This window comes from Paenibacillus sp. J2L1-98 (assembly GCF_056269405.1).
In genome coordinates this window covers 1-25539 of sequence record NZ_JBWDNW010000019.1, presented here as the reverse complement: position 1 = coordinate 25539, position 25539 = coordinate 1, and the positions used below count along the sequence as shown (strand labels likewise).

General features: G+C 49.6%; 23 protein-coding genes and 1 pseudogene. 2 read left to right on the top strand and 22 right to left on the bottom strand.

Annotation, left to right across the window (positions count from 1 at the left end; genetic code table 11):
- Nucleotides 1-8 precede the first annotated feature (8 nt).
- From aspS to AC0YNZ_RS24240, 11 genes are all read right to left on the bottom strand, one after another.
- Complete coding sequence (gene aspS / locus AC0YNZ_RS24290) at nt 9-1823, bottom strand: aspartate--tRNA ligase (protein WP_475829071.1); 1815 nt, start codon at nt 1821-1823, stop codon at nt 9-11.
- A gap of 46 nt (nt 1824-1869) precedes the next feature.
- A complete protein-coding gene (hisS, locus tag AC0YNZ_RS24285; protein ID WP_475829070.1) occupies nt 1870-3117 on the bottom strand; it encodes a histidine--tRNA ligase in 1248 nt (415 codons plus the stop codon).
- Nucleotides 3118-3857: 740 nt separating this feature from the next.
- Nucleotides 3858-4028, bottom strand: coding sequence for a hypothetical protein (locus AC0YNZ_RS24280; protein WP_475829069.1), 171 nt, complete (start codon nt 4026-4028; stop codon nt 3858-3860).
- Nucleotides 4029-4120: 92 nt separating this feature from the next.
- The gene (gene dtd / locus AC0YNZ_RS24275; protein ID WP_475829068.1) at nt 4121-4564 is read right to left on the bottom strand and encodes a D-aminoacyl-tRNA deacylase; all 444 of its coding nucleotides are present in this window, start codon (nt 4562-4564) and stop codon (nt 4121-4123) included.
- A gap of 54 nt (nt 4565-4618) precedes the next feature.
- Nucleotides 4619-6799: a RelA/SpoT family protein gene (locus AC0YNZ_RS24270; RefSeq protein WP_475829067.1), complete on the bottom strand. Its 2181-nt coding sequence runs from the start codon at nt 6797-6799 to the stop codon at nt 4619-4621.
- Between the two features lie 196 nt (nt 6800-6995).
- Nucleotides 6996-7526 (bottom strand): adenine phosphoribosyltransferase, encoded by a 531-nt coding sequence (locus AC0YNZ_RS24265; RefSeq protein ID WP_110771548.1) that lies wholly within the window; start codon nt 7524-7526, stop codon nt 6996-6998.
- A gap of 34 nt (nt 7527-7560) precedes the next feature.
- The gene (recJ, locus tag AC0YNZ_RS24260) at nt 7561-9588 is read right to left on the bottom strand and encodes a single-stranded-DNA-specific exonuclease RecJ (RefSeq protein WP_475829066.1); all 2028 of its coding nucleotides are present in this window, start codon (nt 9586-9588) and stop codon (nt 7561-7563) included.
- Nucleotides 9589-9620: 32 nt separating this feature from the next.
- A complete protein-coding gene (locus tag AC0YNZ_RS24255; RefSeq protein ID WP_475829065.1) occupies nt 9621-10535 on the bottom strand; it encodes a cation diffusion facilitator family transporter in 915 nt (304 codons plus the stop codon).
- Nucleotides 10536-10626: 91 nt separating this feature from the next.
- Nucleotides 10627-11541 (bottom strand): protein translocase subunit SecF, encoded by a 915-nt coding sequence (gene secF, locus AC0YNZ_RS24250; RefSeq protein WP_475829064.1) that lies wholly within the window; start codon nt 11539-11541, stop codon nt 10627-10629.
- A complete protein-coding gene (gene secD / locus AC0YNZ_RS24245; protein WP_475829063.1) occupies nt 11531-12763 on the bottom strand; it encodes a protein translocase subunit SecD in 1233 nt (410 codons plus the stop codon). The genes secF and secD overlap by 11 nt, the downstream gene beginning before the upstream one ends.
- Nucleotides 12764-12845: 82 nt before the next feature.
- A complete protein-coding gene (locus AC0YNZ_RS24240; protein ID WP_475829062.1) occupies nt 12846-13085 on the bottom strand; it encodes a post-transcriptional regulator in 240 nt (79 codons plus the stop codon).
- Between the two features lie 255 nt (nt 13086-13340).
- Between AC0YNZ_RS24240 and spoVB the strand changes: the two genes are divergently transcribed.
- Nucleotides 13341-14909 (top strand): stage V sporulation protein B, encoded by a 1569-nt coding sequence (gene spoVB / locus AC0YNZ_RS24235; protein WP_475829061.1) that lies wholly within the window; start codon nt 13341-13343, stop codon nt 14907-14909.
- Between the two features lie 55 nt (nt 14910-14964).
- Here the strand turns inward: spoVB and AC0YNZ_RS24230 are convergent, their stop codons facing one another.
- Nucleotides 14965-15666, bottom strand: a complete 702-nt coding sequence (locus AC0YNZ_RS24230; RefSeq protein ID WP_475829140.1) for a YetF domain-containing protein — start codon at nt 15664-15666, stop codon at nt 14965-14967.
- A 289-nt stretch (nt 15667-15955) separates the two neighbouring features.
- Between AC0YNZ_RS24230 and AC0YNZ_RS24225 the strand changes: the two genes are divergently transcribed.
- Nucleotides 15956-16348, top strand: a complete 393-nt coding sequence (locus tag AC0YNZ_RS24225; protein WP_475829060.1) for a TIGR04086 family membrane protein — start codon at nt 15956-15958, stop codon at nt 16346-16348.
- 67 nt (nt 16349-16415) lie between these two features.
- Here the strand turns inward: AC0YNZ_RS24225 and yajC are convergent, their stop codons facing one another.
- The 10 genes and pseudogenes from yajC to AC0YNZ_RS24175 all read right to left on the bottom strand — a co-directional run.
- Nucleotides 16416-16727, bottom strand: a complete 312-nt coding sequence (gene yajC, locus AC0YNZ_RS24220; RefSeq protein WP_475829059.1) for a preprotein translocase subunit YajC — start codon at nt 16725-16727, stop codon at nt 16416-16418.
- Between the two features lie 14 nt (nt 16728-16741).
- Entirely contained in the window at nt 16742-17875 is a 1134-nt protein-coding gene (gene tgt / locus AC0YNZ_RS24215) for a tRNA guanosine(34) transglycosylase Tgt (protein ID WP_181426158.1), read from the bottom strand.
- Between the two features lie 22 nt (nt 17876-17897).
- Nucleotides 17898-18944, bottom strand: a complete 1047-nt coding sequence (gene queA / locus AC0YNZ_RS24210; RefSeq protein ID WP_475829058.1) for a tRNA preQ1(34) S-adenosylmethionine ribosyltransferase-isomerase QueA — start codon at nt 18942-18944, stop codon at nt 17898-17900.
- Between the two features lie 10 nt (nt 18945-18954).
- Nucleotides 18955-21072, bottom strand: coding sequence for a SpoIID/LytB domain-containing protein (locus AC0YNZ_RS24205; protein ID WP_475829057.1), 2118 nt, complete (start codon nt 21070-21072; stop codon nt 18955-18957).
- Entirely contained in the window at nt 21062-21529 is a 468-nt protein-coding gene (locus AC0YNZ_RS24200; RefSeq protein WP_475829056.1) for a thiol-disulfide oxidoreductase DCC family protein, read from the bottom strand. The genes AC0YNZ_RS24205 and AC0YNZ_RS24200 overlap by 11 nt, the downstream gene beginning before the upstream one ends.
- A gap of 3 nt (nt 21530-21532) precedes the next feature.
- Complete coding sequence (ruvB, locus tag AC0YNZ_RS24195) at nt 21533-22537, bottom strand: Holliday junction branch migration DNA helicase RuvB (RefSeq protein WP_475829055.1); 1005 nt, start codon at nt 22535-22537, stop codon at nt 21533-21535.
- 19 nt (nt 22538-22556) lie between these two features.
- Nucleotides 22557-23192, bottom strand: a complete 636-nt coding sequence (gene ruvA, locus AC0YNZ_RS24190) for a Holliday junction branch migration protein RuvA (protein WP_110771533.1) — start codon at nt 23190-23192, stop codon at nt 22557-22559.
- A complete protein-coding gene (gene ruvC / locus AC0YNZ_RS24185; RefSeq protein ID WP_475829054.1) occupies nt 23189-23692 on the bottom strand; it encodes a crossover junction endodeoxyribonuclease RuvC in 504 nt (167 codons plus the stop codon). Before ruvC ends, ruvA begins: the two co-directional genes overlap by 4 nt.
- Before the next feature lie 289 nt (nt 23693-23981).
- Nucleotides 23982-24617, bottom strand: coding sequence for a BofC C-terminal domain-containing protein (locus AC0YNZ_RS24180; RefSeq protein ID WP_475829053.1), 636 nt, complete (start codon nt 24615-24617; stop codon nt 23982-23984).
- A 189-nt stretch (nt 24618-24806) separates the two neighbouring features.
- Nucleotides 24807-25539: pseudogene (locus AC0YNZ_RS24175) on the bottom strand (hypothetical protein); the annotation flags it as partial.

Sequence of the window (25539 nt, the reverse complement as noted above, 5' to 3'; positions counted from 1 at the left end):
TTGATCGCTTATTTTTCGTTTGTTTCCGCAGATGCAGCTGCAGCGGCAACCGGCTGCTTTGGCTTAATCACGGTACGGATATGCAATTGCTCAAGCTGCGACAGCTCGACCTCGGAAGGCGCATCGCAAAGCAGATCGGTCGCGCTTGCCGTTTTCGGGAATGCAATCGTTTCACGCAGGTTTGTACGGCCGGTAAGCAGCATGACCAGACGGTCGAAGCCGAAGGCAATACCGCCGTGCGGAGGCGTTCCGTATTCAAATGCATCCAGCAGGAAGCCGAATTTTTCTTGCGCTTCCTCCATGCTGAAGCCAAGCGCCTTGAACATTTGCTCCTGCACTTCACGCTTGTAAATACGCATCGAACCGCCGCCTACTTCGTAGCCGTTCAGTACGAGATCATACGCTTGCGCGCGAATTTGTCCCGGATCCGTATCGAAGAAGTGAAGATCGTCCTCGTTTGGACGCGTGAACGGATGATGTTCCGCAACGTAACGCTTCGCATCCTCATCCCAGCCGAGCAGCGGGAAGTCAACCACCCAAGCGAATTTGAATTTCGATTCGTCGATCAAGCCAAGATCCTTGCCGAGCTTCGAGCGGAGGTTGCCAAGTACATCTGCAACGACCTTTTTCTTATCCGCAGAGAATGTGAGCAAATCGCCATCTTCAACTTGCAGACGTTCTGTAAGCGCGGCAATCTCTTCCGGTTTAAGGAATTTAACGATCGGTCCGCGCCATTCGCCATCCTTCACCGTAATCCATGCAAGACCTTTACCTCCGTAACGCGCAGCGAACGGCTGCAGGTCGTCAAGCTCCTTGCGGCTCCAGCTCGCGCAGCCCTTAGCGTTTAACGCTTTTACAACTCCGCCGCTTGCCGCTACGCTTGCGAACACTTTTACATCGCTGCTTGATACGATATCCGTAATGTCTTCAATCTCAAGACCGAAACGCAGATCCGGTTTGTCAGAGCCGTATTTGTTCATAGCATCCGCGTAAGTGATACGTTGGAATGGAAGCTCCAGCTCTACGCCAACCGTCTCTTTAAGCAGCTTAGCCGCAAGCTCTTCCATCATAGCAAGCAATTGATCCTGCGACAGGAAGGAAGTCTCGATGTCGACTTGCGTGAATTCCGGCTGACGGTCTGCACGAAGATCCTCATCCCGGAAGCAGCGGGCGATTTGGTAGTAACGCTCAATGCCGCCAACCATCAAGAGCTGCTTGAAAATTTGCGGCGATTGCGGCAGCGCAAAAAATTCGCCTTCATGCACGCGGCTCGGCACCAGGTAATCACGCGCGCCTTCTGGCGTGCTTTTCGTTAAAATCGGCGTTTCAACATCGATAAAGCCTTCACCGTCCAGGAAATCGCGGAATACCTTTGCTGCCTTCGAACGAAGGAACAGCGTTTTTTGCATTTCCGGGCGGCGCAGGTCCAGGTAACGGTATTTCAAACGCAGCGACTCATCTACCTCTACGCCGTCTTCGATCGGGAACGGAGGCGTTTTTGCGGCGTTCATCACTTCGATTTTCGTTACGCGCACTTCAATTTCGCCAGTAGCCAGGTTCGCGTTGTAAGTTTCCGCATCGCGCTCTACAACTGTGCCTTGAATAGCAAGAACGAACTCGTTACGGGCACGGTCTGCGATCGCTAAAGCATCGCCGGAGAAATCCGGGTTAAATACCGTTTGAACAATACCCGAGCGGTCGCGCAAATCGATAAATAGTACGCCGCCAAGGTCGCGACGACGCTGCACCCAGCCGTTTAGAATAACCGTTTGACCAACGTCCGCTTTCGTTAAGCGGCCGCAGTGATGTGTTTTTAACAACATAGTTTTCATGCTCCTCATTTAGTTAGATTGTTTGGAGAGGTGAAGATTAACCTTTAATTTCATCGGCAAGCTTATCTAACGCCACAATGCGCTGCTCGCCCCTCGACATGTCCTTGAGGGATATCTCGCCGCGCTCAAGCTCATCGTCGCCGAGAATAGCCGTATAACGCGCCTGAAGCCGGTCTGCCGACTTCATCTGCGCTTTCATCTTACGACCAAGATAATCGCGCTCTGCCCGGATGCCGTTCTGTCTCAGCTGGTAAACCAGCTTCGTCACCTCGCGCTCTGCCGCTTCGCCAAGAGCAACGACATAGACGTCGACTTGGTTAAAAGCCGGCAATTCCGTTTCTTGATGCTGAAGCAGTAAAATCGTTCTTTCGAGGCCCAGGCCAAGACCGACTCCCGGCTGATCGGGGCCGCCGATTTCCGAGACGAGACCGTTATAACGGCCGCCTCCTCCGACGGTATCGATCGTACCTATGCCCTCAGCCTTATATTCAAAAGCCGTATGGGTATAGTAGTCGAGCCCGCGAACGAGCCGGTGATTAATTTCATAAGGAATGCCCATGTCGCTCAAGTACATTTTGACCTTGTCAAAATGGTTTTGGCATTCCTCGTCCAAGCTGTCCAAAATCGATGGCGCGTCTGTAAAATGCTCCTGATCGACCTTGCAGTCAAGCACGCGAAGCGGATTGCGGTCCATCCGCGACTGGCAATCCTTGCAAAGCAGCTCGCGCTTCGGCTCAAGGAATGCAAGCAAGCGCTCGCGGAATACCGCGCGCACCGCAGGTGTGCCGACCGAGTTGATTTCCACGCGCACGCCCTTTAGTCCTACCTCCGTATAAAACGTATAACCAAGTGCGATAACCTCTGCATCAATAGCCGGATCAACTGATCCTAAAGCCTCAACGCCAAACTGATGCAGTTGGCGGTAACGGCCTGCCTGCGGCCGCTCGTAACGAAACATAGGTCCGATGTAGTACAGCTTAGACACGTCAGGCTCGCCGTACAGCTTATTCTCCACATACGACCTTACAACGCCTGCGGTTCCTTCCGGACGCAGCGTTAGGCTGCGGTTACCGCGGTCTGTGAAGGTATACATCTCCTTCTCAACGATGTCGGTCGTTTCACCGACTCCGCGTTGGAATAGCTCCGTAGATTCAAAGATCGGTGTGCGAATTTCACGGAAGTTGTAACGCTGGCAAATATCCCGCGCCTTCTGCTCGACATACTGCCATCTCTCTACCGCGCCAGGCAAAATATCCTGTGTGCCCGGCATTTTCTGAAATGCCATTGAATAAAACCTCCTGTCTGCGTGATAAACTCGTTAAAGCCGGAAAACGCAAAAAACTCCCGTTCCTAACGGCTTGCGCCATAAGGGACGAGAGTGAATCTCCCGTGGTACCACCCACATTTCGAGCCTGCATCCTATGCATCAGCCCGCTCCAAGACGGTTAACGTCCGTCATCCGCAGTCCAGCTACTTTACGCTGATAGCCGCAAGCCCATTGCCTGCTATCTTCATCTGTTCACTGACTGTTCTCCGGGAAGTCTGTTCATTCAGCCGATATAAGGACGCTTGCAGCCAAGTGGCGTCCCTCTCTGGATATAGCGCGATGAATTACTTTGTCCCATCCGCGAATCGCTATTATAAATATAAGTATGTAAAAAGCTATCCTTTTGTCCCATGCTTATATTTCACCGCATAGCGGGATCTCATCCACATCAAATGGATTCATCCGTTAATGCTGGTCATACTGAGGATTAATTTTACCTCTGACAAAGGTTAAAGTCAAGATCGATCTAAGCCCGCAGCAGCCGCTGCCGAAAATGGGCAGAAAAAAACCTACAAAACGTGTTTGTAGGTCCAAAAGTAAAATATATTTTTAAAAAGGGGGTCGAGATTTATTATAGGTTAACGATGTTAAAAGAAAGTTAGAGATTGATTACAGTAATATTACAATTTCGTAAGCGTTTTTACGGCATGACTAGAAAACCGTCCGGGCATAACGCTCAGACGGTGATCATGTTAAAGCTACAAATGACCCGGATTGTCGCGGCGAGGCTGGTGCGGAAAGCCCGCCCATTCTTCAGCCGCTTCAATATCATCCTCCAGCTCTGCAAATACCTTGGCTTCTCTACGGTCCATATGCAGCAGCCTCCGGGAAGCCCGTTCCATTCCTTGCTCCTTACGTGATTGATGCATTCGTGGTATTCCTCCAATATGGCATACTGCTCGCGCATGGTCTGTTGCTCACCCGCACAGCTTAATGTATATTGTTTCCCACGAACGCCATATTAAGCGCCGCTCTCCAAAATTAACGTAACTGGACCTGAATTAATAAACTCCACATCCATCATCGCACCGAAGCGGCCGGTCTCCACAACAAGGCCCGCAGAGCGAAGCGTTTCGTTAAACTTATCGTAAAGCCGCTCCGCTTGCTCAGGTCTAGCCGCTGCCATAAAGTTCGGCCGTCTTCCTTTTCGGCAATCGCCATATAACGTAAACTGCGATACAGACAGCAGCTGACCGCCGATATCGGTAACCGAATGATTCATTTTGCCGGACTCGTCCTCGAAAATGCGCAGGTTAGCCACCTTGTCCGCCATCCATACAATGTCCGCTTCTGTATCCTCGTGAGTTATACCGACCAGCAGCACAAGTCCAAAATCTATGGCTCCTGCCGTTTCGCCCTCAATGACGACCTTTGCCTGCTTGCTGCGTTGTACGACTACCTTCACTGCCTTTAACCCTCCGATATACAACTCGCCCGTTATGCGCCTTGAACCAAATGTCTATTGCATAATACGTTGGACGGAATAGATGTCCTGAACACGTTTGATTTTCTCTACGACCGAAGTCAGATGCTCGATGTTGCGGATGAGCACCGTCATATGAATAAGCGCCATTTTGTTTTTGACCGAACGTCCGGTAACAGCAGAAATGTTGGTTTTGCTCTCCGACACAGCCTGCAGCACTTCATTTAGAAGGCCTCTGCGGTCATTTCCTGTAATCTCGATATCAACGCTGTAATTGGCCTCAATGGAATCTTCCCACTCGACCTCTATGACGCGATCGCCCTCTTCACCTTGATCGCCGAACGGTATGTTCTGGCAATCCATCCGGTGGACGGAGACGCCGCGGCCGCGCGTAATATAGCCGATAATCGAATCTCCCGGTACAGGGTTGCAGCAGCGCGCGAATCTGACAAGCAGATTGTCGATACCCTTCACTGTCACGCCTTGATTCGGTCTCGTCTTCCGGTTGCCGGGCGATTTAATTTCCTTTACTTCAGCCGTCAGTTCCAGCTGGCTGGCGAGCTCAGCTTCCTTGCGCATCTTCTCCGTAAGCTTCGTACAAATTTGCGCCGCTGTAATACCGCCAAATCCGATTGCGGACATCATATCTTCAATGTCGTTAAAGGCGAATTTGGCTGCTGCCTCCTGCAGCTTATCATCATGCAGCCAAGCAGACGGCTCAAGCCCGAGCCGCTTTAGCTCCCGTTCCAGCAGATCCTTGCCTTTCGCAACGTTCTCCTCGCGCCGCTCCCTCTTGAACCACTGCCTGATTTTGCTGCGGGCATGGGAAGACTGAGCGATTTTCACCCAATCCTGGCTTGGTCCGTAAGAATGCTTCGACGTTAAAATCTCGACGATATCCCCGGTTCTCAGCTTATGATCAAGCGGTACGATCCGACCGTTCAGCTTCGCACCGATCGTCCGATTTCCGATCTCCGTATGAATCCGGTATGCGAAATCAAGCGGCACTGAGCCGGCAGGCAGCTCAATAACTTCGCCGCTCGGCGTAAACACGAATACGAGATCGGAAAAAAAGTCCATCTTGAGCGACTCCATAAACTCAGACGCGTCGCGCGCCTCATTCTGAAGCTCCAATATTTCACGGAACCAGGACATTTTGTCCTCGAAGCTGCCGCCCGGCACGAGCGATCCCTCTTTGTACGCCCAATGCGCCGCGATACCGTATTCCGAGGTCCGGTGCATTTCCCAAGTTCGAATCTGTACCTCCGTAGGCTCTCCATTCGGCCCTATAACCGTCGTATGCAGCGATTGATACATATTCGCCTTCGGCATTGCGATATAATCCTTAAAGCGGCCTGGCATCGGTTTCCAAAGCGTATGAATAATTCCGAGCGTCGCATAACAATCTTTAATATTATCCACGATAATGCGAATCGCAAGCAGATCGTAAATTTCGGTGAACTGCTTGTTGCGGTCGGTCATTTTTTTGTAAATGCTGTACAAATGTTTCGGGCGTCCGGAAATATCACCCTCTATGCCCATTTCCTCAAGCTTCTCCGTAATGCGGGAGATGACATCATCAATATACTGCTCGCGTTCCGCACGCTTCTTCTTCATCAAATTAGCGATGCGATAGTATTGCTGCGGATTCAAGAAACGAAGCGCAATGTCTTCCATTTCCCATTTGATAGCCGAAATCCCGAGGCGGTGTGCGATCGGGCAAAAGATTTCCAGCGTCTCATACGCGATACGGCGCTGGGCTTCCTCCGATTGGAATTTAAGCGTACGCATGTTATGAAGACGATCTGCTAATTTAATTAATATTACGCGAATGTCCTGCGCCATAGCGACAAACATTTTACGATAATTTTCGTTCTGCTGCTCTTCCTTCGAACGAAACTGAATTTTTTCAAGCTTTGTTAGACCGTCTACCAGCATCGCACAGGTTTCGCCAAATTTTGCGCGAACCGTCTGCAAATCTACCGTCGTATCCTCAACAACATCATGAAGCAATGCTGCAATTATCGACAGCACGTCCATTTGCATATCAACAAGTATATCCGCAACCGCTACAGGGTGCAGAATATAAGGCTCTCCCGATTTCCTAACTTGTCCATGATGGGCTTGCTCCGCAAAGTTATAGGCTTCCTGGATGCGTATAAGGTCCTGCTCTTTCATATAGGCGGATGCCTTCTCGAGTAAATGCTCAATGCCCATGAAACGTCCCTTTCTGATTACACTCCTGGCGGATCCCATTCATGCGTTTTCCGATTTTTATAATATTATGCCTGTAATAGCGGTACCACGTCAACTACCGGAGGCCTCCAATAATAAAATAAAACCGCCTGCCCTTATCGCTTTGCGCGATTTAAGGGACTGGCGGTTCATTTAGAGACGGATCAAGCCGCTCTCTTTATTCGTATGTCATTAATGAAAACACGTCGATGCCGTCAAGCTTTTCACGGCCCGTTAAGTAAGCAAGCTCAATCAGAAACGCCGCTCCGACCACTTCGCCGCCAAGCTGGCGAACCAGATTAATTGAAGTTGCAATCGTTCCGCCCGTTGCCAGCAAATCATCGGCAATCAATACGCGCTGGCCAGGGGCAATCGCATCCTTGTGCATAGCCAGCTGATCCTTGCCGTACTCCAAGTCGTAGCTGGCGGTAATTGTCTCGCCAGGCAGCTTGCCGCTCTTGCGAATCGGAGCAAAGCCTACGCCAAGCGCTAGCGCAAGCGGAGCGCCGACTACGAAGCCGCGCGCTTCGGGTCCGGCAATAATGTCGATGTTCATATGCTGTACAGCTGCGCGCATCTCTTCAATTACAGCACGGTACGCTCCCCCATCCTTCAGAAGCGTTGTAATGTCTTTGAAACGGATACCTGGCTGCGGGAAATCTGGAATTACCCGGATATAATCTTTGAAGTTGTATTGTGTGTTTGACACGAGAGGTCAACCCTTTCCATTTCAAGATATTTAGTTAAGTTCTTACGCTGAGCACCGATATTTGCAATGATTCAAATTGCTGCTTTGCGGCACGGTAACACTCCGAAGCAGCTAAATCCCGTTTCTGCGGCGACGATGCCGCAGTCATTAGCCCATTGCTGCGTTCAATAAATTGCAATTCCTCAAATACGTCCAGCATAAGCTCCACCGTGTTTAAGGATAGACCGCTTTGCTGCGATAAGCGGTCGTTTAATCCTTGAAGCGGAACTTGTCCGAGCTGCTTAAGCAGCTGATAAACTTTACCGAAATGCTCGCGCTCCGGAAAATCTGCCGCATCAGGATCAAAATGAACATCATGCAGCTGCAGCTGCGGCTTGCGCTGTCCGTTCCATTCATTGACGGATAATTCGCCGATGATATCGATTTTGCTGCCCGGCTTTAGCCGGTCCGCCAGCATACCCATGCTGAAGCCAATCCCGTCTAACAATCGGCGTCCGCTGCCGAGAGACAGCTTCAGATGCTTGGATTCCTTGCCAATCGTACGCCGGTCCGCCAGCTCGGTCCGCTGGAATAGCAGCCTGGGAGACGGATTCCCCATCCCGAAAGGCTCCAGCTGCGAAAGCTCGGTAATCGTATCCAGCGTAGCCTCGCTTACCGAGCATACGAGATCCACCGATGTTTTCGGAATCCAGTCGTCGGCGGTCAACCACTCGGCAGCCAGCTCGCCAAGCCGCTGTTCAAATAGCAGCAGCCGGTCACGGTGCAGGCTCATGCCGGCTGCCGCCTGATGACCGCCGTAATGATCGAGCAGTTCATCGCAGGCTGTAAGCGCCGCATGCAGGTCAAAGCCGTCTATAGAGCGTGCAGAGCCTTTACACATCCCTGTCTGCCCATCTATTCCAAGAATAATAACCGGTTTATAATTCCTCTCAAGCAGCTTAGAGGCGACGATGCCGATGACACCAACGTTCCAGCCTTCACCCGCAAGCACGATAACTGGCGGCGGCTCCGCGCCAGCCGCTGCAGCTTCCTCGCATTTGGCCTGCCATTGCAGTTCCGCTTCCTTCACGATGCTTTCTACTACTCGCTGCCGTTCCTTGTTTAAGCTATCAAGCCCGATTGCCGCCAAAATCGCATTATCGTAATCCTCAGTCGTAAGCAGTTCAACTGCCCGCTTCGCATGATCCAGCCTGCCGGCCGCATTGACGCGCGGCGCCATTCCAAATGCAATTCCTGTAGCGGTAAGACCTTCCAGCTCTATGCCGCCAGCCTCTGCTAAGGCCCGGAACCCGACGCTCGTATGGCTGCGCAATCTTTCCAGACCGTAACGCACCAAAATTCGATTCTCGTCCTTTAGCGGCATTAAATCGGCGATCGTGCCCAAGCTGACAATATCAGCCCATTCGAGCGGCGGACGCTCCAGCAGGGCGTGCGCCAGTTTGAAAGCTACGCCAACGCCTGCAAGCCCTTTAAACGGGTAGCCGCAGCCCTCCTGCTTCGGATTAACGACCGCGCTTGCATTCGGAATTTGCTCAGGCGGCTCATGGTGATCGGTTACTACGACATCGATGCCAAGCTGCTTCGCATATTCAATCTCATCAGCGGCACTAATGCCCGTATCCACCGTAACGATTAAGCCGATGCCCTCTTCAGCTGCAAGCTCGATTGCTTTTCTGTTCAATCCATACCCTTCCAAAGCGCGATGAGGAATATAATAGTCAAAATTAAAATGTAATGAGCGAAATAAATGCACAAGTAACGCTGTACTGGATACGCCGTCAGCATCATAATCGCCATAAATCCGAATTTTCTCGTTATTAACTGCAGCCAATCTTATTCGCTCGACAGCCGCCTTCATTCCTAACAATAAATACGGATCATGAAAATGCTCCAGTCCGCCCCGTAAAAACCGTTCCGCCGATTCCACATCGCCGTAACCGCGCTGCACGAGCAGCCTTGCTACCAACGGCGGCACGCTTAGGCTGGAAGCCAGATTTTTCGCCTTATCCTCATCGGTTGCTGACCATGGCGCAACTGCCCACCGTGTCTTCCTTTGAATCATGTTGCTTTCCCCTCTCCTGCTGTTTGCAGTTCTTATTGCAGCAGTGTCGGCATCTGCTCCTGATTCGGATCATGATTGGACTTATACGGATAACCAGGATCATATGGCTCGACATAAATCGAAACATCCGTAACATGTATAAAACGTTTCATAACAAGCTGCTTTACCCGTTTTGCAATCTCCTGACCCTCAAGAACAGAAATACGCGGATTAACGCTAATAACCATTTCTGCTATGACATAATGTCCATGCTCTTTTGCTCGCAATGATTGCACGGTGACGACTCCTTCAACGCGCTGAACAAGCTGCATCAGCTCATCGGGATTTTCCTCTATCACCGTTCCATTACTGTCTTTGCGCAGGTTGACAGCCATTTTGTAGCCGTTAATGACAACGATTGCAGCTATGACAATCGCCGCGGCCGGATCAAAATAATAGAGCACCGGAATTGACAGCATTTTGCCGATTATCGCTCCGCTTGTTCCTATCAACGCCGCCGCCGAGCAATAAAGGCCGGTCAAACGATCTTTCGCAGGAAAAAACAGCTGCTGAACGATTAAAGAGAGAGCAATTGCCGCTACCGAGCTCCAATGCGGCGCGCCCGTCACACGGTCGGAAATATCACGAATGGCAGAAATACCGATTTCAAGCCCAATGATGAGAAGGACGACAGACAACAGAATCGTTGACGCCGCCTCTCCTCTTGTATCCTCTGTTTCCGCAGCAGCATTTGATTTTGCCAATTTACGCTGACGGCTTGCCCTCAAACCTGAAATAGCTGCTATCCCCGAAACGGCCTCAGCTCCCGTTCGAAACGCATCCGCGAGCAGCGCCTTGCTTCCTGACAACCAACCAATTGCGCCTTTAAATAGTGCCAGCAGCATGTTCCCCCATAAGCCGGCCCAACTTGCGGACTCTGCTTTTGCATATCGCTGTGTGGTTGACATTTGTACCTCCTAAAGGTTTTGCAATTGCAAAACCTACTTCGTAAGCGTGTGCTTAGGTTTTGCGAATGCAAACCTACTTCGTAAGCGTAAATTAAGCTGTAGTTTTAACGGCAGCCTTCGGCTTTTGTTTTCCTTTAAGAAGCAGCCAGAGCGGGCTCGCGATACAGATAGATGAATATGCTCCGCTTGATAGTCCAATAATTTTGGCAAGCGCGAACAGTTTGATCGATTCGCTTCCGAAAATGAACAAACAAACCGCAACGATAAGTACCGCTAAGACGGTATAAATGTTCCTTGCCATCGTTTGCCAAATACTCGCATTAACCATTTCAGCCAGCTGTTCACGGTTTTTGAATTGACCGAAGCGCAGGTTTTCACGAATCCGGTCAAAAATTACGATTTTATCATTGATCGAATAGCCGATGGTTGTGAGTACAGCCGCGATAAACGGCAGGTCTACTTCAAGTCGGAAAATCGAGAATACAGCAACTACGACAAACGCGTCATACAAAATCGCGATGTTCGCGGCAAGCGCAAAACGCCATTCGAAACGAAACATGACATAAATCATTATCGCTACGCTAGCAATAAGGATCGCCCAAATCGTTTTGATTCCGAGCTCCTGCGCCATATCAGGAGATACAACGTTAACTTCGGCCGATACTTGATCGCCGTATTTCGCTTTAAAAGCGTTTTGAATTTCAACGATTTTGGCTTGCGTGAGCACCTCGTCAAAACGGGCGGAAACGCGCTCGTTACCTGTGCCGCCTACCGTAGGCGTAATGCCTTCAATTCCCGCTTTGACAAGAATCTCTTTGGCATCCTTCTGGGTTGCTTGCTTGCCTACCAAAATATCCATATTCGTACCGGCCTTGAAATCAACGCCGAAATTAAGATTGAAGATAAGCAAAGACAATATGCCCAGTACAGTTAACGTGATCGAGAACAGAAAGAACTTGTTGCGGTTCCCGACAAAATCATAACGGATTTTTGTATTAAAGTTCACGGATTTCTGCCTCCTTTACGCCATAGTAGCTTGGTTTTGTAAATAGGTTACTTTTAATGAGCAGCATAATTAACAATCTGGACAGGAAAATGTTCGTCAGCATACTTACGAGAATACTGAAGATCATCGTCAGCGCGAAGCCGCGGATCGCGCCATTGCCAATGTAATACAATACGGCGCTCGCAATGATGTTCGTAATGTTCGCATCCATAATGGTACGGAAGGAGTTTTTCGAGCCTGACTTCAAAGAGGAGAGCAAGCTTTTTCCGCTGCGGATCTCTTCTTTAATACGTTCGTACATAATGATATTCGCATCTACCGCCATACCGATACCGAGTACAAAGGCTGCTATACCCGGCAAGGTGAGGGTGGCATTCATTAAATTGAATACAACGATCAAGAGCCACGTATAAGTAATGACCGTTATACCCGCTACAACACCTGGAATACGGAACAAAATAATTAAAAACGCCAAAATAATAGCCGTACCGATAAGGCCCGCTTCAACTGTATCCTTCAAGGATGCAAGTCCAAGCTTAGCGCCAACGCTTTGTGTATACTTCTCAACCAGCTTGAGCGGCAAAGCTCCAAGGTTGATCATATCTGCCAATTCTTTCGCTTCATCTACCGTGTAATCGCCCGAAATTTGAGCAGATCCGCCGGAAATAGGAAAGTTAACGGACGGTTTGGAAAGCTCTTTATCATCAAGATAAATAGCTAAATATTGGCCCGTTAAACGAGTAGTAATCTCTTCGAATTTTTTCGCGTCTTTGAGTTCAATCGTAACGAATGGCTTACTTAAGCTGTCATAGCCGATACCCGCTCCATTTTGCTTAAAGTCGCTGCCATCAAGCTCGATCTTGCCATCCGGTCCGCGGAAAGTCAGGTTGATCGGCTTAGCAAGAATATCTCTTACTTCTTCCTCGTTCGCAACACCGGCCAGCTTTAAGCGAATCCGGTTCGTACCTTCGGTCGTAATTTCAGGCTCCACAATGCCGAGCTCATCAATCCGTGATTCCAAGCTTTTTGCTGTTTCCTTCAATGATTCCGGTGTTACTGCTTCTCCGCCCTCAAGCGGCTGCGCCTCGTACAAAACCTCAAATCCGCCTTTTAAATCAAGGCCTAGCCTTACATCTTTTACTAGCGATGGGCTTGTCCAAGCGATAACGCCAAACATAATGACTACGATCGCAAGGAAGGCAATAATTCTCTTCCCGAACATACGTCTAAATCCCCCTTATGATCTCAATATTCCTATTATACAGACGCGGTAAAATCGAGTCAAAAAAAAGAAACCCGCAGATTCATAATGGGGTTCCTTTGTATGCGCTAATCGTCATGAAATTCATAAATTTCATAACCTTTAGCGATAAAATATCATTAACTATTTCGTGAAGCTCGGGTTGTCCCGTTTTAATATACTTATCGCTTACGCATTCCCAAACCTCTTGGCCTGTCACATACTCATAGCCAATGAGATGAAATTCCTCCGCCTTGCTGTTGCATAGCTCCTCGATCATACGGCTTAACTCTTCGTCTGTCATGCTGCGCCTCCTAAAAGCTTATGACATTAAACTATTCTCAAATCTATTTTTAAGCCGATATCGCATGTCTATTCCATCTATTCGCTACGTCTTCTCCATATTCCTGCAAGCTGTTTTTGTATTCCACAAAATGACTGACATGGAAACGGACATGCACCGCATAAACATGATAGTACCGGCCTGTCTCATAGCTTCGTCTATCGATCAAGCAGGAGCGGATTTGCTATTTCACGAAAGAGAAGAGGGTATTCTATTATGACGAAGCAAACCAAACAAACATTTATAAAGGGCGCTATGATTCTGCTTGCCGCTGGCATTATTAACCGTCTGCTCGGCTTCGTGCCCCGCATCGCGCTCCCGCGTATAATTGGCGCTGAGGGCGTCGGCTTGTACCAGCTTAGCTACCCGTTTCTAACCGTTATGCTTACTATAATTACTGGAGGCATTCCGCTTGCGGTCGCCAAATGGATTGCAGAAGCTGAATCGCAAGGCGATTCCATTCGTGTAAAGTACATTTTCCGGACAGCAATGGCGCTCGTTACGCTGCTTGGCATACTGATGACCGCTGTGATGCTGCTCGGTGCTCCTTGGATCATTAAGCATGTGCTGCCGGATGCCCGTGTATACCGCACTTTTATCGTTATGACCCCAATGCTGCTCATTATTGGCATTTCATCGGTTTATCGCGGATACTTTCAAGGGAAACAAAACATGATACCTACTGCTGTTTCGCAAATTGTGGAAACCGTGCTGCGTATTGTAGCATCGCTTTCTTTTGCGTACATGCTTCTGCCGTATGGTCTGGAATGGGGTGCTGCAGGCGCAATGCTCGGTGCCGTCGTGGGAGAAATCGGGGGTTTGGCAGTACTGCTGTGGAAATATTACCGTGACAAGCAGCTCTTGAAACAAGCATCATCACAACTTCCTGACCAGCACGCTCCCAAAAACGTTCCTGTATTTCGCAGGCTCCTTGGTTTATCGATACCGGTAACCGGAAGCCGCTTGGTCGGTTCCTTCTCGTATTTGCTGGAATCCATTCTTACCGCCCGAAGCCTAGCTGCTGCCGGTATTGCAACTGGAGTTGCCACCGCGCAATATGGCGCGCTGCAAGGGATGATCGTTCCGCTTCTGCTATTGCCGACGGCCTTGACCTATTCACTTGCCGTATCGCTCATCCCTTCCTTGTCGGAAGCTGCTGCACGGGGGGATAATTCTTTAATTCATAAACGGCTGCATCAATCGATGAGACTTGCTCTTGTTTCGGGTGCTCCCTTTGTCGTCATCATGTCTTTATTCGCGGAACCCATCTGCCGGATCCTCTATAATCACGCTGAAATTGCGCCGATGCTGCAGCTCATTGCTCCAGTCGGTATTTTCATTTATTTGCAAGCTCCTCTGCAAGCCGCTCTTCAAGCGCTCAATAAGCCAGGCACGGCTTTAATCAACACATTAATCGGTGCAATCGTCAAGCTGTTTCTTATCGTGAAGCTGGCATCCGATCCTGACTTTGGCATATATGGCGCCTTAATCGCTATCAACGTCAACATCGTTCTCGTCACCGTCTTACATGGTATTAGTGTGCTCCGGTTTATCGGCTTTCACATGAAGCTCTCAGACTTTGCGAAAGTAGGCGCAGCCATGATCATTATGGGAGCTGCCGCCCGGTTCACGATGAACCAGCAGCCGCTGACTGCCGAGTGGATTAACCTGCTGCTTGCATGTGCAGCGAGTGTAATCATTTATTTGATACTGATGGTTGGCATGAAAATCATTGACCGTCATGATATGATCCGCATTCCTTTGTTTGGCAATTGGTTTAAATAATGCTGGCCGGTTAGTTAAAGCAAAAAACCGCGGATAAGAAAGGGGATTCCCTTTCCTATTTCCGCGGTTTTTTGTCAAGCATATCGATAAATAGTTTGCCTTTATGGTCAATCGTGCAAAAAAATACGTCCTTAAAATCGGTAACGCCTTTTTCCTGCAGCACATTTTTAAGCCAAAACCTCGTTTTCTCAAGCTTTTCCAGGTTTGCATCCTGTACCTTGCCATCCATAATAAGCGGGATTGGCAAAATTTCGAACCGGTATTTCGGAGGAATAATTTTGGACAAGTTGTATGGATTAAGCTTTTTTTCAGATGCCGGACTTTCCGTCCCTTGGTCATTATTGTTGTTGTCATCGTCTGAAGCGGAGTTTTCCTTAGGTATAACAGAGAGCTTCCCGCTCGTTTCCAATATGGCAAATTCCACATCTGACACAGCACTGATTTTGTTCTCTCGCAGCTGCAGCATTAAGTCATCCAAATTGTAGCGCTGCTTACGCATAACATCGCTATTTAACTTGCCTTTGTCAATAATTACGCTAGGCTTGCCGTCAAACAGCAGCCTTAGCTTCCGGCTTTTCATCGTCAGAAAGGCACTGCCTACTTGAATGAGCAGCAGGACGGCCATTGGCAAAATACCGCTCCACATCGAACGATCCATATCTTCGATTACGATGACGGCAATTTCCGCGATCATGACTGAAATCACGAGATCGAACACCGATAGCTTACCGATTTCTCGCTTACCCATAAAGCGCATGATCAGAAATACGACGAAGTAAATAATTACCGTCCGGATTAACAGGCCCCAAAATTCCAACGGAAACCGCCTCCTCGACTTTGTCATACGAGCTGCTGTCAGCTTTTTTTTGTCCGTACAGCTATTCTGACCTGCGCGCAGATACATCATACCCCGCATCTTACACGAATATATGGCAATGAATAATTGCAGCACAATAAAATTTGCTTGCCAAGCATATAGTTGTACTATTCCGCATGGCCTGGCCATATGGATAAGTAATACGTACCTATCGCTGGGGGGAAATTTGATGAGTTCGGTTAAACCATCTCCTAAACCGCCATTAATTGCTTCACCTTTGCTTGCCGGAGTGCTGTTTTCAATTATTTGGCTGGCAGTAGGCGCTTTGCTGCTCTCCCTGCTTTTGCATTTTACCGCTATGAAAGAAAGCAGCTTATCAACAAATGCCTTACTTGTTCACGGCTTTGCGTCGCTTGCGGGTGGATTTACCGCCGGCCGGCGGTCAGAGAGCAAAGGGTGGTATAATGGCGCGCTGCTTGGATTGTTGTACGGCGCAATCATCATTATAATCAGCTTCCTTGCTTCTAACGCTTCACTCTCGCTGCACAGTGCCCTCCTTCTTGGAGCAGCTCTTCTTTCAGGCGCTTTTGGCGGCATGATTGGTGTCAATTTGAAAAAATAAAAATTGATGCTTAAACAAAAAAACGGCTGACATGTTGGCATGCCAGCCGTTTTCTATTCCATTGTCCTTATTCCGATACTGCCGGTGCGGAGTTAATGATCGTGCTAATCGCACTGCGCTCGAACGTCATTTTTGTTGTATCGTTTACGCGAAGTACAACCGTATCATCAGTGAGCTCTACGACCGTACCGTGCAAGCCACCAATTGTTGAAATTTTATCGCCTTTTTTCAATTGGTTAAGCATGGAAGTACGTTGCTTTTGTTTCTTCTGCTGCGGACGGATAAGTAAGAAATAAAATACCGCAAACATAAGCACAAACGGCCAAATCATACTAATAATATTACTTGAACCTGCTGCATCACCTGCTGCTAGCCACATCGAAATCCCCCCTTTCAAAACCCTTTCTCATTATCGAACAGGCCGTAGGCTGCGAAGAAGGAATCCCGGAAATCGAGCAGCCTGTCCTCCATGATCGCTTGCCGAACGTCCCGCATGAGTTGAAGCAAGAAATGCAAATTGTGATAAGTTGTCAGTCTCATACCGAATGTCTCATCCGCTTTAATAAGATGACGGATATATGCTCTCGAATAGTTCGTGCAAGTATAGCATGAACACTCGGGATCCAATGGACCAAAATCTTCGGCGTATTTCGCATTGCGAATGACGAGTCTGCCTTGGCTGGTCATCGTTGTACCATTACGGGCAATTCGTGTCGGCAAAACGCAATCGAACATATCGATGCCGCGGATAGAGCCTTCAATCAGCGCATCCGGAGAGCCGACTCCCATAAGATAACGAGGTTTATTCGCCGGCAAAATGGGAACCGTATAATCGAGCACATCATACATCAGATGCTTAGGCTCGCCTACACTCAGTCCACCAATAGCATACCCCGGGAAATCCATGGAAGTCAAATCATTTGCGCTCTGAATGCGCAAATCTTTGTACATTCCCCCCTGTACGATCGCGAACAGCCCTTGATCATGAGGCCTTGCATGCGCTTCAAGGCAGCGTTCCGCCCAACGCGTCGTGCGCTCCAGCGATTTCTTCACATACTCGTGCTCTGCCGGAAACGGCGGGCATTCGTCGAATGCCATCATGATATCCGAGCCAAGCGCGTTTTGAATTTCCATCGCAACCTCAGGAGAGAGAAACTTCTTGTCTCCGTTCAGATGCGAGCGAAAGTGAACGCCCTCCTCGGTAATTTTACGCATTTCACTTAAGCTGAACACTTGAAAGCCGCCGCTGTCCGTAAGTATCGGCCTGTCCCAGTTCATGAACTTGTGCAGTCCGCCGGCATTCCGTACAATCTCATGTCCCGGTCTTAGAAACAAATGATACGTATTGCTCAAAATAATATGGGCATCCATCGTCTTAAGCTCTTCAGGACTCATCGTTTTGACGGTAGCTTGCGTACCTACCGGCATAAAGGTTGGCGTCTCGATGATGCCATGCGGAGTATGCACGCGTCCGAGCCGTGCTCCTGATTGCTTGCATTGTTTGATTAATTCATATTTTACAGCCACAATTCACGCTTCCTATTCCTAATTAGTAAATAAACATGGCGTCGCCGAAGCTGAAAAACCGATATTCATGAGCTATCGCTTCTTCGTAGGCTTGCATGACAGCGTCGCGTCCAGCCAGCGCGCTTACAAGCATAACGAGCGTAGACTTTGGCAAATGAAAATTGGTGAGAAGTGCGTCAACGAGTTTAAACTCGTAACCCGGAAAAATAAAAATCGATGTCCAGCCGCTGCACGCTTCAATTAATTTTCCTTCAAAGCGCGCGGCCACAGTTTCAAGCGTCCTGGAAGAGGTTGTCCCGACAGCAATAATACGCGCTCCGCTCCGTTTGGCTTCATTTATTATTTCCGCATTTTGCTCGTTCAGCTCATAGTACTCGGCATGCATTTCGTGATCCTCGACCAAATCAACGGACATGGGACGGAACGTACCCAACCCGACATGCAGCGTAACATAGGCAAGCTTAACGCCCTTCTCTTGCAGCTTCGCCAGAAATTCATCGGTAAAATGCAGGCCGGCTGTAGGCGCAGCTGCAGACCCCGCATGCTTCGAGTATACGGTTTGATACCTTTCTCTCTCCTCCAGCCTTTCCTTAATATAAGGCGGCAACGGCATTTCACCAAGACGGTCCAGCAGCTCTTGAAAAATACCGTCGTAAATAAACCGAACCGTTCTTCCGCCCATCTCGCCTTCCTGCTCGATGACGGCGCGCAGCAATGGATTGCCTTCGCAATCGTCTCCGAAGGAAAGAGCCGTGCCGACCTTCAGTCGTTTGGCCGGCTTGCCCAATGCTTCCCAGCTGTCTCCTTCGAGCTGCTTCAACAGCAGCAGCTCAATCTTAGCCCCGGTGTCGCTCTTCATTCCCGTTAAGCGGGCAGGAATTACTCTAGTATCATTTAGTACCAGCACATCCCCGGATTGAAGATATTGCTCCAAATCCGTAAATTTATTGTGCGTCACTTCGCCTGTTTGCTTGTTTAAGGCGAGCAGTCTTGAAGCCGTTCTGTCCAGCAGCGGCGTCTGAGCAATTAACCGTTCCGGCAATTCAAAATCAAACCATTCTACGTTCATATCGATTCAATCATTCCTTAGCGATGGTTACATCTTTGTAATAGTATTTCAAAATATATTGATAGTCATACCCTTGCTGGGCAAGGCTTAAAGCGCCATACTGCGACAAACCGACTCCATGGCCGTTTCCTGATCCTGTAATGCGGAAGGAAGGCTCCTTCGTTGCCGCACGCAAATGATTGCTGCCATCGAGAATAAACAGATTAGCATTAGCCGCCTCAGCAACTCCGCCTCCAGCGCTAATGGTAAATACAGGAGCCGTGTCCGATGGCTTTGTCCGCGTCGCCGAGCCTGCACCGAGCATAGCGACCTTAGCTGTCTCCTCAATCTGGAACAACGTACTCGGCAAAGAGCCTTGTACGCCTAATGCAGCGCGTAAATCAATTGGATAGGTTACAGCCAGCTTCTGGCCATTTGCCAAAATTTCCGTTGCGCGTCCTGATGCGCCGCGCTGACTGACTTCTAAAGTGCGAATTGGCCCCGATACCGGTGTCTTCACTTTAGCATTAATGGCCGTTAGCATTTCCTGGGGCGTATAAGGACCCCGCACCCAAGACATCGAATTGGATTCAACGGTTTTCTCCAGCACAACAACCTGTGTCCCGATGTCCGCCTGCGCGATGACAGGAATTGTATCTTGGATTACCGGATGCTTGCGAACCATCGTGCCATTCGTATTGACTTGCATGATACTGCTTCCAGCTGCTGTCGTTTGTCCCGTTTCATCGAGCAAATCCTCGCGAATATAACCGATGGAACCGCTAGGAAGCACAACGCGATACCAGCTGTGTAATCCAGCCTCTGACGAAGTATCCGGACTCTTCACCGCTTGCAAATAAGGAATCGAATTGTTCCATATTTCTTTGGCATCAGCCGTAACTCCTCCGCCATTCGCAGAAAATAACGCTTCTATTGCTTTCCCGTTGTACAAAGCGACTTCGCCTGCCGTCTCTTCTACGGCGGCTATCGTTGATGGACGCTCCGAGCCTATGCCGTAGTATGCCTGGCTTAAAGTAGTATCCACGACATGAGCGATTTGGAAACCAAAGCCCTTATTCAAAGCAAACGTGCGCGCGGCTACAGCCTGCGCCTTCAAAGCCTCCTCTGGCCATGAAGGATACATTTCCACACCGACAACCGAGTAAAGGTATTGCTCGAACGGAAGCTCGTTTATGACTGCCATTCGTCCATTAAGCACGCTTAGCTCGAATAGCCCCCGATAGCTGCGGTTGCTCCGTTCCGTTAGCTTGATCGGATCCGTGCCTGCCGGAGATACCGCTATTTTCGTATCGCTGCCCGCAAACATATATAGCTCAGCGCTGCTCTCCGCTTTGGCGCTAATGGAGTGATCATTCCTGACTAATAAATATGCGGCCCCAGAATCGGCATCGTTAAGCGCGCCGCCGCCCGATACTGCAGCAGCCGCCGCTTTAACAATTTGGAGCTCTGCCTCCGTTACAGCAGCACCTACCATAACCGAGTAGCTGGCTGAACCATTTACTGAGCGAACGGCTGCAAAGGCATCCAAACCAGCCGCGCCAAAGTTGCTTGCAGCCGCGATAGCAGCCGCTTTACTCGTTAACGGACCGCTTTCCAGGTGAAGCGGGCCTTGGAGCACAGATTTAAAACTGCCGGCCAGCTTTGCCAGCTCGCTGTCGCCATTCCATTTCGTTTGCGCGGCGGTTGCCTCAGCCGCTGTGTTATATGTACCTTCTATAACCTGATAGACGATAGCCCCGTTTTTGGAAAGCGATGTCAGGAATGCTGCTCCTTTCAAAGCTTGCAGCCTTTTGTAAACGGCTAGCGCAGAATTGAAATTAGACGATTCAAATACTTTCACCTTAAAGCTATCCACCGCAAAACGAACCGTGGACGCCCCTTCAACACTAAACCAATGATTGACACCATCAGGTTGTCTTTCGCCGATGCTCATGCCGCCTGCTGACGAGAACGTCGCCGCAGCTGTCGTATCGGTATATTTCCCAGGCAATTGCATAAATAAAGCAACGCGGATCGAATCCAGCTTCGGAACCGCCGCCTGCGACGGGGAACCTGTCCATGCCGATGCGAGCAGTAAAATCGTTACTGCCAAAATGATATATCGCTTAATTGACGGTTTAATTGCCATGCTTGTTATTCTCCCCTCTGCCCTGCGACTGCTCGCACCCATGAATGGAACAGCTTTGCTCGGTAGAACCAAACCATTCATATCTTCTATCGGCTACAAATCTATAAATATGATCAGCCGCGCGCTTCATCCCTGGTATGCGGTAAAAAGCGGATAGCCAGCGCAGGCCCTTAACCGTTCTTAATATGCGGATAACCCCGTCCGCCCCGGCAAACAGCTGCCCCTTCTCGTCGATAACATGCATTTTCTCATACAGTTCTGCGTAGTTCAGCTGACGAAAAAGAGGAATAGGCTGCTCCGTTTCAGCTGAAGCTTCCAATTGCTGAATCTGTACGTAATGCAGATCCGCATTAGAATTTAAACCCTTCAGCTTTGCTACAGAAGCCAGGCAGAGATTGCAATGGCCGTCATAGATAATATAGAGCTTCTCGGGTGAACTTTTAGCTGCCCGGCTCATGGACTATTGTCTCCCCGGTATCGGGAGGCCTAAATGCCGATAGGCATTATCGGTGGCAATCCGTCCGCGCGGCGTTCGCTGCAAGAAGCCGATTTGCATTAAATAAGGTTCGTACACATCTTCGATCGTTTGGCTTTCCTCGCCGATCGTCGCAGCTATCGTATCAAGTCCCACTGGTCTGCCTGCAAAAGTAGTCATCATCGCTTGCAGCATTTTGAAATCGATATGATCGAGGCCCATCTTGTCGACCTGCAGCAGCTCAAGCGCTGAACGGGCAATGTCATGCGTTATGACTCCATCCCCGCGAACCTGAGCGAAATCGCGTACCCGCTTAAGCAGACGGTTCGCGATACGCGGCGTTCCGCGCGACCGCATCGCTATCTCGGAGGCAGCCTCCCCTACTATGCCGACATTCAATATCTCAGCTGTTCTAGACACGATAAAAGCAAGCTCATCAATCGTATAGAACTCCAGCCGGCTAACGACTCCGAAGCGGTCGCGAAGCGGCGCCGACAGCAAGCCTGCCCGTGTAGTCGCTCCGATCAGCGTGAAAGGCGGCAAATCCAATCGCACCGAACGGGCGCTTGGTCCTTTACCGATCATAATGTCGAGCGCAAAGTCTTCCATCGCCGGATATAATACTTCCTCTACCGTCCGATGCAGCCGGTGGATTTCGTCGATAAAGAGTACGTCGCCCTCCTGCAAATTCGTTAGCAGCGCAGCAAGATCGCCAGGCCGCTCAATAGCCGGTCCGGATGTCGTGCGAAGATGGACTCCGAGCTCGTTGGCGATAATGTTCGACAGCGTCGTCTTCCCAAGTCCGGGCGGTCCATACAGAAGCACGTGATCAAGCGCTTCTTTGCGTAATTTTGCCGCTTCGATATAAATTTTCAAATTTTCCTTAGCCTTCGTTTGCCCAATATACTCGGCCAAATAGCGGGGACGCAAGCTGAGCTCAACCGCCTGGTCTTCCATCATCAGGTTGGCGGAAATGATTCTATCGTCCATCTGCGTTCAACTCCTTCCGTTAACCTTTAAACAGCTGCTGCAAAGCCCGCTTCATTAAAGAATCAACCGTTTCCTCCGCCGTTACGCTCTGCTGCAGCCCATTCCAAGCTTTATCCAGCTCCGCAGCGGTGTAGCCTAGTGCGGCTAGACCTTCACGCGCCTCCTGCCATGCCGTGCCTGCACCTTGTCCCGTATGTCTGCTCGATGCGAGATCAAGCGCTACGCCTGCCGCTGTCAATAAACCTCCGTCAAGACCCGCACCGATCAGCTTATCCTTCAGGTCAAGAATCATCCGCTGTGCGGTTTTCTTTCCTATGCCGGGCAGCTTAGTGAGAAATGCTATGTTTTCCTGCTGAATCGCCGCAATTACAGCATCCGGCCGACCGCCTGACAAAATGCCTAACGCGACGCGCGGCCCAATACCGGATACCTCGAGCAGCTTGCGGAACAATGTCTGTTCTTCCCTTGTCTCGAATCCGAACAACAAAATAGCATCCTCGCGGACATTATGATGAATATAGACCGTTACGGGCTCCTCTTTTTTGGCAAATGCATACGGATTAGGAGTAAAAACGCGATATCCTGTATCTCTTACGTCCAGAACGATATATTCGGATTCCAAATGTACGACAACGCCTCTTAAAAAATCGATCACGAACGCTTCACCTCATTAGTTTTCTGGGTTAATACGAAGGAATGGGCATGACAAATGGCCACTGCAAGCGCATCGGCAACATCATCCGGCTTAGGCACCGCCGACAGCTTCAGAAACATTTTGACCATCTCCTGCACTTGCTTCTTCTCCGCTTTCCCGTAGCCGACAACGGCCTGCTTCACTTGCAGCGGCGTATACTCTCCAATGGGCAAACCGCGCTGCGCTGCGGCCAAAATAATAGCGCCTCTTGCCTGCGCTACATCAAATGCCGTCGTTACGTTCCGGTTAAAAAACAGCTTCTCTACGCCAACGGTATCCGGTTTATATTTATCCATCAAAGATCCCGCAGACTCGTAAACTTGCAGTAAACGCTGCTCGGGAGGCGTATGGGCTTCCGTTTGAATCGCTCCGTATTGCACAGGCGTAAGCTTGTGTCCGACCTTATCTATAAATCCAAATCCAACGATCGCATAACCGGGATCAATGCCAAGAACGCGCAAATTGCCATCTCCTCAAACGTTTTACAACGTAAAACTTGCTTCGTAAGCCTATGCTTGGTTTCCCAGCGTAAAACCTGCTTGCTCAGCATACTCTCTGAAAGTTGCTTCATCCATTATAGCAAAAGATGGAGTGAATGAGAACGCGCGTTTGATATTTCAGCTAACAGACAAAAGTTTGACCAGCAGTCGCCTGCCTTTGGTTGCAAAAACTCGCCTTGCGGATGAATAGAGCATCATTTTAAATAAAAAAGACCGCACTGTAAAGGTGCGGCCTCTTACAGCCTGCCGGTTAATAGGCTGGCTTCATTACTTTTTGATTTTGCTCCACTGCTGCATAATCACTAAAGGTCGACAAAACGCTGTTATATTCTTCAATGTCGCTTATCCGAATCCCATTGGTAAGCTGGTCCAGCTTATCCTGAGGCAAACTGCTCTCCATGTAACGGACGTCCAGCTGAAAAAAGGTTCGTACGACCTTTTCCTTTTTCGGGACACCGTCATAAAGCGTAAGATTCCCGTTTTTGTCGACGCCCATATAAGCATTTGCTTTACAATGCTCAGACAAGTCTTCAATATGCTGTTCAAAATGCACCGTGCCTTGCTCTTGATCAAGCATCGCCTTCCATTCCGGATGAACGAGCATAAGCTGCACAATTTGCTTGCTCATCATACGTCCCAGCGGCTTTGCTTCCTGGCCGCATACGTAAATGCTGTGCAGCATAACGGATAGCGGTTCAGCCTGCTTCTCCAGCGTTTTAATGAAGGTGCTTTGTTGCTCGGTTGGCTCAACCGCAGCTGTTTCAGCTTTAGCAGGGGCGGGCCAGCAAGCGAGCAAGCAAATGATAATAGCACCCAGTGTCCACATCGGGCGGCGCTTGCTGCGAAGACGCTTCTTTAAGTTTTTCCAAAGGGTGAATGGCATCATGGGGAAGACCCCTTCTTCATATTTTTTGATAGTATGCGCCAATATTACATAAATATTCAAGCACGCTCTCCTTATCGCATATGTAAAATCATCTAGCAGTCTCTATCCAGCGGCACTGCGCAAGGATATAGAAAACGAAAGGGATGTCCGGGAGATTTTTTGATCTCCGGGACATCCCTATTTCCTACCTTAACGATTGATCCATGGCAAATTGCTGCGTTTCGTTCTGTTCGGCCGAGGCGTGACGGTTCTGATAACTGCTTTTTTACCTGTTTTCCGTGGCACTGCCGTCTTTACTGTTTTTGGTGTTTCTTCCGCATCTGCCAGCTTCGCAGAAGCTTGATCGGACCTGTTTCCTTTACAGCCGCAATCTGCTTGGTTCGATTCGCCTACACCTGCCGTTTGCGGCCAACCCGGGTATGAAGGATACGAAGGGAAACCTGCTGCAGGATACCCGTAGCCGCCATCATGATGAACATTAGCTGGCGATACCATTCCATGTCCGCTGTAACCATAACCGTAATCAGGCTGCACATTCGACGGCGATACCATGCCATGACCGTAGCCGTATCCATACTCTGGCTGCATGCTCATTGGGGAAACCATGCTCTGGTTTGGACTCATCGCCAGCGGCGATACCATTCCCGCATTCGGCTGGGCAGCCATCGGCGATACCATTCCCGCATTCGGCATGGATGCCATCGGCGATACCATTCCCGCATTCGGCATGGATGCCATCGGCGATACCATTCCCGCATTCGGCATGGATGCTATCGGCGATACCATTCCCGCATTCGGCTGGGCAGCCATCGGCGATACCATTCCTGCATTCGGCATGGATGCCATCGGCGATACCATTCCCGCATTCGGCATGGATGCCATCGGCGATACCATTCCCGCATTCGGCATGGATGCCATCGGC

Coding starts and splice junctions, on each gene's coding strand:
- aspS (WP_475829071.1), bottom strand. CDS start 1,823: ATGTTGTTAAAAACACATCACTGCGGCCGCTTAACGAAAGCGGACGTT.
- hisS (WP_475829070.1), bottom strand. CDS start 3,117: ATGGCATTTCAGAAAATGCCGGGCACACAGGATATTTTGCCTGGCGCG.
- AC0YNZ_RS24280 (WP_475829069.1), bottom strand. CDS start 4,028: ATGCATCAATCACGTAAGGAGCAAGGAATGGAACGGGCTTCCCGGAGG.
- AC0YNZ_RS24270 (WP_475829067.1), bottom strand. CDS start 6,799: ATGGGCATTGAGCATTTACTCGAGAAGGCATCCGCCTATATGAAAGAG.
- recJ (WP_475829066.1), bottom strand. CDS start 9,588: ATGATTCAAAGGAAGACACGGTGGGCAGTTGCGCCATGGTCAGCAACC.
- AC0YNZ_RS24255 (WP_475829065.1), bottom strand. CDS start 10,535: ATGTCAACCACACAGCGATATGCAAAAGCAGAGTCCGCAAGTTGGGCC.
- secD (WP_475829063.1), bottom strand. CDS start 12,763: ATGTTCGGGAAGAGAATTATTGCCTTCCTTGCGATCGTAGTCATTATG.
- AC0YNZ_RS24240 (WP_475829062.1), bottom strand. CDS start 13,085: ATGACAGACGAAGAGTTAAGCCGTATGATCGAGGAGCTATGCAACAGC.
- spoVB (WP_475829061.1), top strand. CDS start 13,341: ATGACGAAGCAAACCAAACAAACATTTATAAAGGGCGCTATGATTCTG.
- AC0YNZ_RS24230 (WP_475829140.1), bottom strand. CDS start 15,666: ATGCGCTTTATGGGTAAGCGAGAAATCGGTAAGCTATCGGTGTTCGAT.
- AC0YNZ_RS24225 (WP_475829060.1), top strand. CDS start 15,956: ATGAGTTCGGTTAAACCATCTCCTAAACCGCCATTAATTGCTTCACCT.
- yajC (WP_475829059.1), bottom strand. CDS start 16,727: ATGTGGCTAGCAGCAGGTGATGCAGCAGGTTCAAGTAATATTATTAGT.
- queA (WP_475829058.1), bottom strand. CDS start 18,944: ATGAACGTAGAATGGTTTGATTTTGAATTGCCGGAACGGTTAATTGCT.
- AC0YNZ_RS24205 (WP_475829057.1), bottom strand. CDS start 21,072: ATGGCAATTAAACCGTCAATTAAGCGATATATCATTTTGGCAGTAACG.
- AC0YNZ_RS24200 (WP_475829056.1), bottom strand. CDS start 21,529: ATGAGCCGGGCAGCTAAAAGTTCACCCGAGAAGCTCTATATTATCTAT.
- ruvB (WP_475829055.1), bottom strand. CDS start 22,537: ATGGACGATAGAATCATTTCCGCCAACCTGATGATGGAAGACCAGGCG.
- AC0YNZ_RS24180 (WP_475829053.1), bottom strand. CDS start 24,617: ATGATGCCATTCACCCTTTGGAAAAACTTAAAGAAGCGTCTTCGCAGC.